Origin of the sequence: Oceanidesulfovibrio marinus, assembly GCF_013085545.1 — a bacterium.
Taxonomy (GTDB): domain Bacteria; phylum Desulfobacterota; class Desulfovibrionia; order Desulfovibrionales; family Desulfovibrionaceae; genus Oceanidesulfovibrio; species Oceanidesulfovibrio marinus.
The window spans coordinates 577,571-590,710 of sequence record NZ_CP039543.1; the positions used below are offsets into that span (position 1 = coordinate 577,571).

Annotated in this window: 14 protein-coding genes; 9 read left to right on the forward strand and 5 right to left on the reverse strand. The window is 62.4% G+C overall.

Going from position 1 to position 13,140, the window contains the following annotated elements; genetic code table 11:
• Window positions 1–27 precede the first annotated feature (27 nt).
• The 9 genes from E8L03_RS02635 to E8L03_RS02675 all read left to right on the forward strand — a co-directional run bounded on the left by E8L03_RS02635 (window position 28) and on the right by E8L03_RS02675 (window position 6,526).
• On the forward strand, window positions 28–327 hold the full coding sequence (locus E8L03_RS02635; RefSeq protein ID WP_144305608.1) for a YggT family protein: 300 nt from the start codon (window positions 28–30) through the stop codon (window positions 325–327).
• 20 nt (window positions 328–347) lie between these two features.
• Window positions 348–701 carry a DUF167 domain-containing protein gene (locus E8L03_RS02640; protein WP_235896601.1) on the forward strand — a complete coding sequence of 118 codons (354 nt, stop codon included), beginning with the start codon at window positions 348–350 and terminating at the stop codon, window positions 699–701.
• Between the two features lie 25 nt (window positions 702–726).
• On the forward strand, window positions 727–957 hold the full coding sequence (locus E8L03_RS02645) for a DUF465 domain-containing protein (RefSeq protein ID WP_144305609.1): 231 nt from the start codon (window positions 727–729) through the stop codon (window positions 955–957).
• Window position 958: 1 nt separating this feature from the next.
• On the forward strand, window positions 959–2,674 hold the full coding sequence (gene ilvB / locus E8L03_RS02650; RefSeq protein ID WP_144305610.1) for a biosynthetic-type acetolactate synthase large subunit: 1,716 nt from the start codon (window positions 959–961) through the stop codon (window positions 2,672–2,674).
• A gap of 12 nt (window positions 2,675–2,686) precedes the next feature.
• Window positions 2,687–3,172: an acetolactate synthase small subunit gene (gene ilvN / locus E8L03_RS02655; RefSeq protein WP_144305611.1), complete on the forward strand. Its 486-nt coding sequence runs from the start codon at window positions 2,687–2,689 to the stop codon at window positions 3,170–3,172.
• 120 nt (window positions 3,173–3,292) lie between these two features.
• On the forward strand, window positions 3,293–4,279 hold the full coding sequence (ilvC, locus tag E8L03_RS02660) for a ketol-acid reductoisomerase (RefSeq protein ID WP_144305612.1): 987 nt from the start codon (window positions 3,293–3,295) through the stop codon (window positions 4,277–4,279).
• Window positions 4,280–4,467: 188 nt separating this feature from the next.
• Window positions 4,468–5,475, forward strand: coding sequence for a DUF3089 domain-containing protein (locus E8L03_RS02665; protein ID WP_171266485.1), 1,008 nt, complete (start codon window positions 4,468–4,470; stop codon window positions 5,473–5,475).
• Between the two features lie 113 nt (window positions 5,476–5,588).
• A complete protein-coding gene (locus tag E8L03_RS02670) occupies window positions 5,589–6,023 on the forward strand; it encodes a hypothetical protein (protein ID WP_144305614.1) in 435 nt (144 codons plus the stop codon).
• A 104-nt stretch (window positions 6,024–6,127) separates the two neighbouring features.
• Window positions 6,128–6,526 carry an FHA domain-containing protein gene (locus tag E8L03_RS02675; protein WP_171266486.1) on the forward strand — a complete coding sequence of 133 codons (399 nt, stop codon included), beginning with the start codon at window positions 6,128–6,130 and terminating at the stop codon, window positions 6,524–6,526.
• A gap of 146 nt (window positions 6,527–6,672) precedes the next feature.
• Here the strand turns inward: E8L03_RS02675 and E8L03_RS02680 are convergent, their stop codons facing one another.
• The 5 genes from E8L03_RS02680 to E8L03_RS02700 form a co-directional block, all read right to left on the reverse strand.
• Entirely contained in the window at window positions 6,673–7,089 is a 417-nt protein-coding gene (locus E8L03_RS02680; protein ID WP_167512479.1) for an SH3 domain-containing protein, read from the reverse strand.
• A gap of 18 nt (window positions 7,090–7,107) precedes the next feature.
• On the reverse strand, window positions 7,108–7,710 hold the full coding sequence (locus tag E8L03_RS02685; protein ID WP_144305617.1) for a hypothetical protein: 603 nt from the start codon (window positions 7,708–7,710) through the stop codon (window positions 7,108–7,110).
• Window positions 7,711–7,786: 76 nt separating this feature from the next.
• Window positions 7,787–9,745: a TRAP transporter permease gene (locus E8L03_RS02690; RefSeq protein WP_171266487.1), complete on the reverse strand. Its 1,959-nt coding sequence runs from the start codon at window positions 9,743–9,745 to the stop codon at window positions 7,787–7,789.
• Window positions 9,746–9,853: 108 nt separating this feature from the next.
• Window positions 9,854–10,843, reverse strand: a complete 990-nt coding sequence (locus E8L03_RS02695) for a TAXI family TRAP transporter solute-binding subunit (protein ID WP_144305619.1) — start codon at window positions 10,841–10,843, stop codon at window positions 9,854–9,856.
• Window positions 10,844–11,369: 526 nt separating this feature from the next.
• Window positions 11,370–13,055 carry a gamma-glutamyltransferase family protein gene (locus tag E8L03_RS02700; RefSeq protein ID WP_244963637.1) on the reverse strand — a complete coding sequence of 562 codons (1,686 nt, stop codon included), beginning with the start codon at window positions 13,053–13,055 and terminating at the stop codon, window positions 11,370–11,372.
• Window positions 13,056–13,140: the final 85 nt, after the last annotated feature.

Genomic DNA, 13,140 nt, shown 5'->3' on the forward strand with positions numbered 1-13,140 from the left:
GGATTCGTCACGTACAAGGAAGGTGCGATGTTCCTTTTTGGTAATTTTCTTGAGGGCTTGGCGACAGTCCTCAGTATCGTTCTGACGGCATATTTTTGGATCGTCATTATTTCGGCGCTTCTTTCGTGGGTGAACCCGGACCCGTACAACCCCATTGTGCGGGCGCTGCGAACTCTGACGGAGCCTGTCTTCTACCGCATCCGGCGATGGCTGCCGTTTGTCATGGTCGGTGGTTTCGACCTGTCTCCTATCATTGTCCTGCTCGCCATCCAGTTCCTGCAGGTTTTCCTCGTGCGTTCGCTGGTCCAGTTGGCGCATACGATGTAGAAAGTCATGCGGAGAAACGTTTGACAGCAAGCGAGACATCCCTCAACCACTCCTCGCGGGTCGCCGAAATGCGGCCCGAATACGCGCATTGTGCCAAGAGCGGCGACTGGCTGCTTGACGTATGGGTTCAGCCCGGTGCGTCCCGCAACGAAGCTGTGGGACTCTTCCAGGGTCGGCTCAAGCTCAAGCTCAGTGCTCCGGCCGTGGAGAACAAGGCCAACAAGGCCCTGGTTCGCTACGTGGCCAAAACGCTCGGGCTCAAGCAGCGCGATGTGGAGCTTGTCAAAGGCCATACCAGCCGAGCCAAGACTCTTGCTATCGCGTCTCAATTAGAACCCGCCTGGGACAGACTTGCCCCGGGTGATAACGGATAAACCCCTTATAATAAGGAGAAGCTCCATGGAACAGCGTGATCTAGACCTGCTGGAGAAGCACAGGGAGCATGATGCGGAACTCAAAGCGCTTTGGGAAGAGCACGTATTCTACGAGCAACAGCTACAGAAGCTCGAAGGCAAAAACAGCCTCTCCCCCGGCGAACAGAGCACCATCAGAGAGATAAAGAAAAAGAAACTCAGCGGGAAAACCAAGATACAAGCCATATTGGACAGGTACCGCTCTACGGAGAACTAACATGGAACTTACCGGAGCCGATATACTCCTCGAATGTTTGAAGCGCGAAGGCGTCGACGTCGTGTTCGGGTTTCCCGGCGGCGCTGTCATCGACATCTATGACGCTATTCCCCGCTACTCCCTACGCCACGTACTGGTACGCCACGAACAAGGCGCCGTACACGCAGCTGACGGGTATGCGCGCGCTTCCGGCAAAGTAGGCGTGGCTCTGGTCACATCCGGCCCGGGCGCCACGAATACCGTGACGGGCATTGCCAATGCGTACTGCGATTCCATCCCCATGGTCGTGATTACTGGCCAGGTGCCGACCCCGCTGATCGGCAACGACGCGTTCCAGGAAGTGGATATCGTCGGCATTACGCGGCCGTGCACCAAGCACAACTACCTGGTGAAGGACGTCGACCAGCTCGCGACGGTCATCCGTCAGGCATTCTATCTCGCGCGCTCGGGCCGGCCTGGTCCTGTCCTTGTGGATCTGCCCAAGGACGTGGTGCAGGCCAAGACCAAATTTGTCTACCCCAAGTCGGTGAAGATGCGCAGCTACAACCCCACCATCAAGCCCAACAAGCTGCAGCTGAAAAAGGCCGTGGACATGTTCCTCGACGCCAAGCGGCCTCTGTTCTACGTGGGCGGCGGGGTCATCTCCTCCAACGGCAGCGAGGAGCTCTCCTGGCTGGCCAGGAACCTGAACATCCCGGTCACGGCCACCCTCATGGGGCTCGGCGCGTTTCCCGGCGACGATCCGTTGTTCCTGGGCATGCTCGGCATGCACGGCACCTACGCCGCCAACATGGGCATCAACAACTGCGACGTGATGATCGCCGTGGGCGCGCGCTTTGACGACCGGGTGACCGGCAAGCTCGACGCCTTTGCTCCGGAAGCCAAGATCGTGCACGTGGACATCGACCCCACCTCCATCCGCAAGAACGTGCGCGTGGACGTGCCCGTGGTCTCGGACTGCCTGGAAGCGCTCAAGGGTTTCAAGGAGCTGGCGCAGGCCCGACTGGATGAGAAAGACTGGAAAAAGGTCCATCAGCCCTGGGTGGACCAGGTGCAGGGCTGGAAGGTCGAGCATCCCCTGACCTACAAGATCGATCCGGAGTGCAACAAGGATTCCGGGGACGGCAAGATCAAGCCGCAGTTCGTGGTCGAGACCATCTACGAGCTCTCCAAGGGCGACGCCATCATCGCCACCGAGGTGGGTCAGAACCAGATGTGGGCTGCCCAGTTCTACCACTACAACAAGCCGCGCACGCTGCTTACCTCCGGCGGTCTGGGAACCATGGGCTACGGCTTCCCGGCGGCCATCGGCGCGCAGCTCGCCTTCCCGGACAAGCTCGTGGTGGACATCGCCGGCGACGGCTCCATCCAGATGAACATCCAGGAACTCATCACCGCGGTGTGCAACGATCTGCCCGTAAAGATCGTCATCCTGAACAACACCTATCTGGGCATGGTGCGTCAGTGGCAGGAGCTGTTCTACGCCAGGAACTACTGCGCAACCTGCATGGATGCGCAGCCCGACTTCGTGGCTCTGGCAAAGGCCTACGGCGCCGAAGGCTACCGTATCACCGAGCCCGAGGATGTAAAACCCGTGCTCCAGGAAGCCTTTGCCCTGCCCAAGGCCTGTATCATCGACGTCCGCGTCACCAAGGAGGAGAATGTCTACCCCATGGTGCCTGCTGGCGCGTCGCTCACCGAAATGCTCCTCGTCTAAAGGAAGATGCAGATGCGACACGTGCTCTCAGTCCTCGTGGAGAACGAGCCCGGAGTCCTCTCCCGCATATCCGGGCTGTTCAGCGGACGGGGATTCAATATCGAAACGTTGAACGTGGGACCCACCCTTGAGGAAGGGGTCTCGCTGATGACCATAACCACAACCGGCGATAACCAGATCATCGAGCAGATCATCAAGCAGCTGCGCAAGCTCATCACCGTCATCAAGGTGGTGGACCTGACCGAAATGCAGGCCGTGGAACGCGAGATGATGCTGATCAAGGTCAACGCCGAGAATGGAAACCGCGCGGAGATTCTGCGCACCGTGGACATCTTCCGCTGCAAGGTGGTGGATGTGGCCACGACCGAGATGACCATCGAGGTAACGGGCAACCAGGGCAAGCTTTGCGCCCTTGTGAACCTGCTGTCCCGTTTCGGCATCAAGGAGATCGCTCGCACGGGCACCGTCGCCCTCAAGCGGTCCATGCAGCTAGATTAGGCTGGGGCCCGTTTGGGGTCCCGGCCCTTATTCAGGGGAGGGGGGAGGCGCTATATAAACCCTGGCGCTTCTCTCCTTTTTCGCATACATACGCCTAACGTTTTTTTCTAAGGAGCAGTTATGAAAGTCTTTTACGAACAAGATGCTGATCTTGGTTTTCTCGCTGACAAAACCGTCGCCGTCATCGGCTACGGCAGCCAGGGGCACGCCCACGCGCAGAACCTGCGCGATTCCGGCGTCAACGTCATCGTGGGCCAGCGCCCCGGCGGACGCAACTACGAGCTGGCCAAGGAGCACGGCTTCGCACCCATGGACGCCGCCGAGGCGGCCGCCAAGGCCGACTGCATCATGATCCTCGTGCCCGACCAGCACCAGGCCGCCATCTACAACGAGGCCATCGCACCCACCGTGTCCGGCAAGACCCTGTTCTTCGCCCACGGCTTCAACATCCACTTCTCCCAGATCATGCCCCCGGCCGACGTGGACGTGGTCATGGTCGCGCCCAAGGGCCCGGGCCATCTCGTGCGCCGCGTGTACGAGCAGGGCGGCGGCGTGCCCTGCCTCGTGGCCGTGCATCAGGACGCCTCCGGCAAGGCGATGGACACCGCGCTGGCATACGCCAAGGGCATCGGCGGCACCCGCTCCGGCGTGCTCCAGACCTCCTTCACCGAAGAGACCGAGACCGACCTGTTCGGTGAGCAGGCCGTGCTCTGCGGCGGTCTTTCCGAGCTGATCCAGGCCGGCTTCGAGACCCTGGTCAACGCCGGCTACCAGCCCGAGATCGCCTACTTTGAATGCCTGCACGAGGTGAAGCTGATCGTGGATCTGATCTACGAGGGCGGTTTGGCCAACATGCGCTACTCCATCAGCGACACGGCCGAGTACGGCGACTACAGCCGCGGCCCGCGCGTCATCACCCAGGAGACCCGCGAGGAGATGAAGAAGATCCTCGGCGAGATCCAGAGCGGCGCATTCGCCAAGGAGTTCATCCTGGAGAACATGGGCGGCCGGGCGCAGTTCCTCACCACGCGCCGCCGTCAGTCCGAGACCCAGATCGAGCAGGTGGGCGCCAAGCTGCGCTCCATGATGAGCTGGCTCAAGAAGTAACACTCGTGATGAAACGCCGCCGCCCTGTTGCGGTGCGTTTTGCATGTGCTAGAATTGCAGCGGCGCGGGGGACAACCTGTCTCTCCCGCGCCGTTGCTTTTTTGGGGAATAGGAGCATTCTGGATCGCTGTGCTCGGCCCATCACGCGCGGTCCTGTTCGTCGCCACGATCTTTTCCTCGGGGGGGAAATGCATAAGGTTATTGCGTCGTTATCACTGCTTGTCCAGTCGCTGCTCATCCTTGCCTGCTGTGTGCTGCCGGCGCAGGCCCTGCCGTCGTTCGACCCGGCGGACGCGCCTCCTGCGCCGGACTACTCCCAACGCTCAAGCTGGCTCGCCATCCCGGACGGCGCGCCGGACAAGGCCATGGACGTCTTCTGGGTCTACCCTACGGTGCTCATGGACGACGACCACTGGCTCATGGAGCTGGACGACGCCGCAAGCCGCAAGGGCGCGCAGCGCACCATTGACCAGCAGGCCAGCGTATTTACGGAAAACGCCAATCTCTACGCACCGTTGTATCGGCAGATGAACCTGGCCGGGCTGAGTCTCTCGGACGAAGAGCGTGAGGAACGCTTGAGCTACGCCCACAAGGACGTGAAAAACGCGCTGCTGTATTACATCTCGCATTACAACAACGGCCGCCCCTTCATCATTGCCGGCCACAGCCAGGGCTCCAACATCCTCACCGACATCATGGTGGACAGCTGGGGCTCCCTGGACGGCGAGAAGAACATGGTTGCGGCCTATCTCATCGGCTGGTCCATCACGGGCGAGGATCTGGAGCACAACCCCAGGATGCGTATCTGCAAAAGCGCCGACCAGACCGGCTGCTTCATCACCTACAACAGCATCGCGCCCGGAAAGCAGGACGTTGCGCCCACCATCCTGCCCGGAGCCGTGGTCGTGAACCCGCTTTCCTGGACCACGGATACTGAACGTGCTCCGGCCACGCGCAATCTTGGGGCTGTGTTCTTCTCCGACAACGGCGAGGCCGCGGTCTATCCGCACTTCGCTTCGGCCCAGGTGCAGAACGGCGGTCTGGCCGTGATTCCCGCGGATACATCTCGGGTGCAGTGCAAGGGCTCGTCGTTTCCGGAAGGGGTTTACCACGTCTACGACTACTCCCTGTTCTACGAGAACCTGAAGGCCAACGCCATGGAGCGGTTGCGCGCTTTCGAGTCGAAGTCGCAGTAGGGAGTGAGAGGACGGAACTTGTGGACGAGTCCTCTGCCGTATGGAAGTATTCGGTAATCTCGGATAGCATGTACCCATCATAGTAGTTCCACCGGAACCAGAGAGGAAATGGCATGGCGGAGAAAATACATGAACGGGACACCAGGAACGTGCGTTGTCCGACCTGCGGCGATATCTTCACTGTCCAGCTTGGCCTTGCCGAAGCCTCGCGCGCCGCGCTTTCCGGAAAGGGGCAGAGCAACCGCCGCATAGATGCGCGGGTCCAGCCGCTGGCGGTCCGCATTCTGCTGGATGAGAACCTGCGCGAGCTGCCGGTGCGCGACATGTCCCACTACGGCCTGGGGATAGAGCACCTGGGTTGGAAGTTCGACAAGGGCCAGTACATCACCTTCGATCTCATCCAGGGGTACAGGATCATTCTCAAAGGCGTGCGCGCAGAGGTCCAACGGATGGACCTCGAAGTCATGGGCGTCACCTACATCAACGTCACCCGCGAGCAGATGGACGCGGTCTACGCCAAGGTCCGCGAAGCGGAGGATTCTCCCTGATACTCCGCCCACTTGCTTCCAACAGCCTTGTGTCATAGTATGAATTTTGAGGCTGTCGAGCTCCAAGGCATGCATATACAACGTTCTACCAGGAATCCCCCACCATGGCAGACATCGGAAAAGAGAAACCCCGGGAGAAGGCGCAGGCTGCGGCTCCAGGCGGCGGCAAGCTGGTCCTGGCCTACGACGACAACCGGATTGAGATCGGTCCGGGCAAGGACATGCCGCGTAAGGCTTCCCTGGGACGCGACAGCAGCAGCCAGCTCGTCATCCCCTACAACTACGTTTCCCGGCGCCACGCCTCGGTGGAGCTCGTCCGCGACCGCTATGTCTTCACAGACCACAGCGCCAACGGCACCTACATCCACCCGGAGGGGGGCGAGTCCCTGCTCGTCCACGGCGGTAAGATGTTCCTGGAAGGCTCCGGCTACATGAGCCTGGGTCAGAGCCAGATCGACGAGATGAAGCACGTGGTCCATTACCAGGTCATCAAGGGCTCATAGGACGCACCGGTAGCTAGCAAAACAACGCTTCAAGCGGAGTCTCGTGATGAGGCTCCGCTTTTTTGTGGAAAAAGAAAACGACGCGAAGGGCGGGTGCTTCCCGCGTCCTCCGCGTCGTGGCGAATCGTTTTACTGGCCGGTTTTAGCTAATAATCGTAGCGCGGCTCGGTCAGCGGCGGCCGTCCCCGTCCGGGGCCCGGCGCAGGGGACTGGCGTGTGGGCGCCAGATAGCGGTCCGAGGTCCAGCCGGTGGCGCCGGTATCCGGCACGGTCACGCGGCTGAAGCCGTTGTCGCTGCCGAAGACCTCCACCACCTGGCCGTTGTGGAGCACGCCCACCACGCCGCAGCGCAGGCTGGGGCAGGAGCGCATGTTCAACGCCGTGGCCGTGACCACCATCATCCGGCCCTGGGGTGTGGGGGCGCTGCCCTCCGGAAAGACGGGGCGGCATTTGCCTTTGAACCACGCCTGCCCGGGCGGGCACTGCGCCGCGGCCGGAAGCGCCAGGCAGATGACGCTGACAAGCGCCACGAGCAGCAGGACGGAACGGAATGCGTGTCGCATGGGAGGCCTCATGGCGTCCTAGAAGCTGAGCAGCGGGATGGCCACCGGCTTCTGCGGCTTCATGGGCGGCGTCCAGTTCATGGGCTGGGGCTCGTCCTCCGGGCCGGACTTGCGGAAGGGCGAAAGCTTCACGGTCCTGGAGAGCGGGCTGTAGTAGAGCGAGAGCTTGCGCTTGCCCGTGGCCAGATCGTCCTTGAGCTTGATTTTCACTTCGCCCACGTTCCAGCGGTGCACGTGCTCGTTCGCTTCCTCTTTGACCTCGGGTTTGCCGAACTTCTTTGTGATGTATTTCAGTACTTTGTCAAAGACATCATCCTTGTCGATGTCGATGAACACGCCGTAGAGCTGGTCGTTGACGAAGCCGTACACCACGCGGGGCACGGTAACGTCCTCCAGCAGATAGGTGACGCAGGGGCAGATGTAGAAGTCGGCGTTGTTCTTGGTGCCGATTTTCCTGAAGCCTTCCAGGTTCTCGGGGCTGACGCCCCATGGGTAGCCCTGGAAGCCCAGTCGGAGGTCGAAGTTGTCCTTGATGACCGTGGTGTTGCCGGCGGCAAAGGCCGGAGCGGAACACAGCACGAGCAGGCTGAGAACAATCAGGAACATGGTCGGTTTGCGCATGAAATCTCGCCTTGATGATATGGGGTGATCGGATGGTGTTTATCCTCCCATCCTAAACCAGCAGCGGGATTGCCGTCTACTCCTTTTGGACGGCGACCACAGCGGCGGACCGGCCGGGCCTGAACACGGTGACCTCCATCACCGACCCGGCGATGAAGGCCGCGGCGCCCAGGGCATGGAGCCTGAGATCGGGCCAGAGCATGGCTGCGGCGCAGCCCAGGTAGAACACCCGCGCCGGCCAGCTGAGCATGCGCTGGTTGTAGCCCTCGAAGAACACGGCGAAGCAGAACAGGCCGCCCAGGCCGAGAACGGCCGTCTCCACAACCTGCCACGTGGGCCCCTCGAACAGGAGCGGCGAGTAGCAGAAGAGCAGGGGGATGATGTACAGCGCTTTGGCCAGCTTCCACGATTCGAACCCGGTGGCTAAGGGCTTGGCTCCGGCAATGCCGGCCGCGCTGTACGCTGCCAGGCAGACCGGCGGGGTGACGTTGGCGTCCTGCGAGTACCAGAAGATGAGCATGTGCGCGGCGATGGTGGAAGTGCCGAGCATGGTCATGGCCGGCGCGGCCAGCACGGCCAGCACGATGTACGAGGCCGTGACCGGCAGGCCCATGCCCAGGATGAGCGAGGCCAGCGCCACCAGGATGATGGTGAGCATCAGGCTGCCTTGGGAGATGCTCTGGATGAGCATGGAGAACTTGATGCCCATGCCTACCATGAGCACCACGCCGATGATGATGCCCGAGCACAGAAGGATGATGCCCGTGGTCACCATGTTCTGCGCGCCCATGGACAGGGCGTCCATGATGTCCCTGAAGCTCATGCGGGTGCGCGGGTTCAGCCAGCTTGCGACAACGATGGAGGCGATGCCGCCGCAGGCTGCGAAGGTGGGGGTGTAGCGCAGCATCAACAGGCCGATGAGCACGCCGATGGGGATGAAGAAGTTCCAGCCCCGCTTCAGCACCTCGCGCACCTTGGGAATTTCGTCGCTGGACAGGGGCTCCAGCCCGCGGCGTTTGGCGCGCAGGTGGATGAAGAACGCCACAGAGACAAAGTACATGATGGCCGGAATGAAGGCCACGCCCACAATGGTCAGGTACGGTATCTGCGTCCACTGGCTCATGATGAACGCGCCGGCGCCCATGATCGGCGGCATGAGCTGGCCGCCTGTGGATGCCGCGGCCTCGATGCCGCCGGCAAACTGCGGCTTGAAGCCCATGCGTTTCATCATGGGGATGGTGATGGAGCCCGTGCCCACGGTGTTGGCCACGGCGCTGCCCGAGATGGAGCCCATGATGCCGCTGGCGAACACGGCCATCTTGGCCGGACCGCCGGTGAGCCGGCCCATCACGGCCATGGCCAGGTCGATGATGAACTCGCCGGCCCCGGACTTGATGAGAAACGCGGCGAAGAGCACGAAGAGGAAGACAAAGGTGGACGAGATGGTGGCGATGGTGCCGAAGAGCCCGTCCGGCGCGAAGTACATGCGGTAGAGGATGCGTTCTATGGTCACGCCTGGGAAGTGCCAGAGCCCGCCGAAGGCCCGTCCCAGAAAGAGCGAGTAGGACAGGGCGATGACGCACAGCGCCGGGATGAGCAGGCCGGTGGTGCGGCGCGTCACCTCCAGCATGAGGATGATGGCCAGCCCGGCCGCAATGAGATCCACCATATTGGGAACCTCGTTGCGCGCGTGCAGCGCGTCCTCGAAGAACACGAGGTAGAAGCCCACGGCGAACGCCAGGATTGCCAGGCCGTAGTCGATGGCGATGGACTTGTCCGCCTTGCGCTTGAGCAGGGGGTACTGCAGAAAACCGAGGAACAGGATGAACGCGTAGTGCACCGCGTTGCGCTGGATCTCCGGCATGATGCCCACGGTGTTGACCCAGAGATGGAACAGCGAGCAGAGGATGCCCACCACGTAGACGATCCTGGCCGTGCGTCCGGCAAGCACGCGCTTGATGGCCAGAGTTTCGCTGTCGATGTCCTGTTCCGTGCCCCCGTGCGCACCAGCAGGGACAGTCTGCGAATCCGTCATGAAGCTGCATCCTTATGCATGTGCAAACGCCGTGGGGGGCAGGCGTACCGCACGTGGAATGAACGCGGGGAGCATTGCGCCCCCCGCGTGTATCAGCCGTGGGATGCGTTATTTGATGATGCCGACCTCGCGGTAGTACTTCTCCGCGCCGGGGTGCAGCGGCGCCGGCAGGCCCTTGGTGGCTCGATCCAGGCTCATGGCCATGGTCGCCTTGTGGATGTTGTGCAGGAACGGCAGGTTCTCGTAGATGGTCTTGGTGATCTGGTAGACCGTCTCGTCAGGCAGATCGGCGCGGCAGGCCAGGAAGTTGGGCTGGGAGATGGTGTTGATGTCCTTCTCCTGGCTGGGATAGGTGCCCGCCTTGATCACATAGCGGCCCCAGATGGGGTACTCCTTGTCGATGGTGGCGAGCTGCTCGTCCGTGAAGTCGAGCACGGTCACCTCGTCGGCGCCGAGCTGCGCATAGAGCTGCGTGATGGCGGCGGCAGGCGGGCCGGCCGGAATGTTCGCGCCCACGATACGGCCGTCCATCATGGCCTGGGCCGAGGGATTGTAGCCAAGGTACTCCAGGCTTAGGGAGTCGGGGTCGATGCCCAGGGCTGTAAGGATGGTGCGGCCGGAGCCTTCGGTGCCGCTGCCGCGCTTGCCGATGGAGAACTTGCCGTCCAGGCCTTTGAGGTCCTCGATGGTGCCGGTCTTGACGTGGTCGTTGAGCAGGGCGAAGTGCTCCACGTTCTCCCAGAGCATGGTGATGGCGCGGAAGTCCTTATATGCATTGCCTTCGTACGGCCCCTTGCCCTGGTACGCGTTCAGACCGAAGAGCGCCTGCAGGATGGCGAGGTCGGCCTCCTTGTTTTTGAGCATCTGGACGTTTTCGCCCGAGCCGGCCGAGTTGATGGCCGTGGCGGTGATGCCGTTGTCCTTGGCCAGCTTGATGGAGAGCAGCGTGCCGATGGCAACGCCCACAGGGTAGTAGGTGCCGCCTGTGGTGGCTGTGGCGATGATCAGGTTGTTGTCGTCAGCCTGTGCGGACTGGGGACCGGCCACGGTAAAGACAATGGCGAGAGCGATGAAAATCGAAAGAACGCGTTGGTACATGGGCCACTTCTCCTGTCAGTCTGAAGGGTTGTGGATGTACGGCTGGTCCATGAAAAAGAGCGTGGAAAGATATGGGTGGACAAGAAGCCGGGGGCCCTATCCTGTCATATTTGTAAAATAAAATGTCGTGATTTGTTATTGGTATACGAAAAGGCGGTGTTTTTCCAGCCTGGAAATTGGGCAATCCCGTCTGAGTATAGTGCTCGCCATTATGGATAAAGGCTTTGGCGCTATTGGAAGGAGTGGTTGGAATCCGGCGCCGACCCGGTTGCCGGGGCCGCGGATCTCAATCATGCCTGGACGCTACGTAGCAGAAGGGAAGGGGCGGTCAACGGACACAGGACAAGGATATTGCCCGCAACCAAAGGGACGCGGCGTTCCATCGCCGCCCAGAGACTGCCTCGCGATCGCTCTGGACGGCAGATGGAGGAACAAAAGCCGCCAGAAAGGGGCAGGAACGCGGTATCGATGAGGCCAGCGCGTCCTGCGGAAATGGGAGCGCACGTTGGCGTGCGCCTTGCCGGGACTATCGCGCCAGGGCCAGGCCGTCGGCGCGGGGGTCGCTGCCTGCTGCCAGGCAGCCGCTCTCCGGATTGCGCAGGATTATCTGTCCGCGACCGAACAGGGAGCGCTCCATGCCTGTGACCGTGCCCAGCATATGGCCGGTGCCGGCCAGGCCCAGCGTGATCTTGATGTCCATGCCGTCTTCCAGAGCCACGCCCGACGTGGGGTCGCCGTCCGGGATGCAGAAGCGCGGCAGGTCCAGCGCGGTCTGGGGGTCGAGCCCATCGCCGCCGCGGCAGAAGAGGTTCACCGCCACCTGCACGTGGCCCTGCGGCTGCATGAAGCCGCCCATTACGCCGAAGGGGCCGAGCAGAGCGCCGTCCTCGGCGCGTGTGGCCATGGAGGGAATGATGGTGTGGTAGGGCCGTTTGTTCGGGCCGACCTCGTTGGGATGGCCGGCTTGCAGCGAGAAGTTCGCGCCCCTGTTCTGCAAAGAGAAGCCTAGTCCGGGGGGCACGATGCCCGAGCCGAAGCCCAGGTAGTTGGAGTTGACCATGGAGCAGGCGTTGCCCTGGCCGTCCACCACGCAGAAGTAGACGGTATCCGAGGTTCCTGGAGGCGAGCCTTCCGGGAGACTCAGACATTTTTCCGGGTCCACAAGGCAGGCGAGCTCGGTGATGCGCTCGGGGTCGAGCAGGGCCTCGGCAGGCGTGTCCATGCTCCGGGGATCGGACACGTGGCGATGCGCCTCGGCAAAGGCCAGCCGCAACGCCTCCACCATCAGGTGGCAGTCGTAGGCTGAGGGAGACGGGCTGGAGAGGTTCGCGTCAACGGCTTCGAGAATGGCCAGAGCGATGAGCGCCACAATGCCCTGGCTGTTGGGCGGGCACTCGTGGATGCGCACCTTCTTGCCCAAAGTCGTGGACATGGACTCGCTCCACACGCCTTCGGCCTCGTTGGCCTCCAGGTGCCGGGCCAGATCGTCCGGAGCCAGCACGCCGCCCTTGTCCTGCACGGCGCGGGCAATGGTCGCGGCAATCTCGCCCTGGTAGAAGGCCGCCGGACCATCCGCGGCAATGCGCTTGAGCACGCCGGCCAGCGCCTTGTTGGTGATGCGTTCGCCAGCCGCCGGAGCGCGGCCGGCGGGCATCAGGTCGCCGGGATCGCCGGCCGGTATGAGCTGGTGCTCCATGCCGTCGCGCCAGAGGGATGCGGTTACCGGGCCGATGGCGAAGCCGGACTCGGCAAGCTCCACGGCCGGTTCCAGGCAGGGGCCTAGTCCCAGGCGGCCGAACCGCCGGGAGAGGTCGGCCCAGGCGCCGCATGCGCCGGGCACGGTGACGGCCAGTGGCGACAGCGGCGGTATGGCCCCGGCAATGTTGTGCGAGGCCATAACCGCTGGCGTAAGCGCGGAGGGGGAGCGGCCCGAGCCGTTGAGCGCATGGACCGCTCCGTGCTCCGCGTCGTAGTACAGGGCAAAGGCGTCGCCGCCGAGGCCGGTGGAGCAGGGCTCCACCACGGCCAGCACGGCGGCCATGGCCACTGCGGCATCGGCGGCCGAGCCGCCGTTTTCGAGGATGCGCATGCCGATCCAGGTGGCCAGCGGTTGGCTGGACGCCGCAGCATGCCGGGTTCCACAAACAGGCGAACGCCGAGAGCGGAAGATGAGGTCTGGATCGCGAGCCGGAATGTTGAGCGGATCGGACACGGTGTGTGCTCCTCGTTATGGAGTGTTAACTGTTACCCCAGCTCTCACGCTGGCTGCGGCTCCGAAAAGAACAAGTCCCCACGTA

Bases quoted from the DNA above. Each gene is read 5' to 3' on its own strand.
- E8L03_RS02635 (WP_144305608.1), top strand. From the start codon at position 28: ATGTTCCTTTTTGGTAATTTTCTTGAGGGCTTGGCGACAGTCCTCAGT.
- E8L03_RS02645 (WP_144305609.1), top strand. From the start codon at position 727: ATGGAACAGCGTGATCTAGACCTGCTGGAGAAGCACAGGGAGCATGAT.
- ilvB (WP_144305610.1), top strand. From the start codon at position 959: ATGGAACTTACCGGAGCCGATATACTCCTCGAATGTTTGAAGCGCGAA.
- ilvN (WP_144305611.1), top strand. From the start codon at position 2,687: ATGCGACACGTGCTCTCAGTCCTCGTGGAGAACGAGCCCGGAGTCCTC.
- ilvC (WP_144305612.1), top strand. From the start codon at position 3,293: ATGAAAGTCTTTTACGAACAAGATGCTGATCTTGGTTTTCTCGCTGAC.
- E8L03_RS02665 (WP_171266485.1), top strand. From the start codon at position 4,468: ATGCATAAGGTTATTGCGTCGTTATCACTGCTTGTCCAGTCGCTGCTC.
- E8L03_RS02670 (WP_144305614.1), top strand. From the start codon at position 5,589: ATGGCGGAGAAAATACATGAACGGGACACCAGGAACGTGCGTTGTCCG.
- E8L03_RS02675 (WP_171266486.1), top strand. From the start codon at position 6,128: ATGGCAGACATCGGAAAAGAGAAACCCCGGGAGAAGGCGCAGGCTGCG.
- E8L03_RS02680 (WP_167512479.1), bottom strand. From the start codon at position 7,089: ATGCGACACGCATTCCGTTCCGTCCTGCTGCTCGTGGCGCTTGTCAGC.
- E8L03_RS02685 (WP_144305617.1), bottom strand. From the start codon at position 7,710: ATGCGCAAACCGACCATGTTCCTGATTGTTCTCAGCCTGCTCGTGCTG.
- E8L03_RS02690 (WP_171266487.1), bottom strand. From the start codon at position 9,745: ATGACGGATTCGCAGACTGTCCCTGCTGGTGCGCACGGGGGCACGGAA.
- E8L03_RS02695 (WP_144305619.1), bottom strand. From the start codon at position 10,843: ATGTACCAACGCGTTCTTTCGATTTTCATCGCTCTCGCCATTGTCTTT.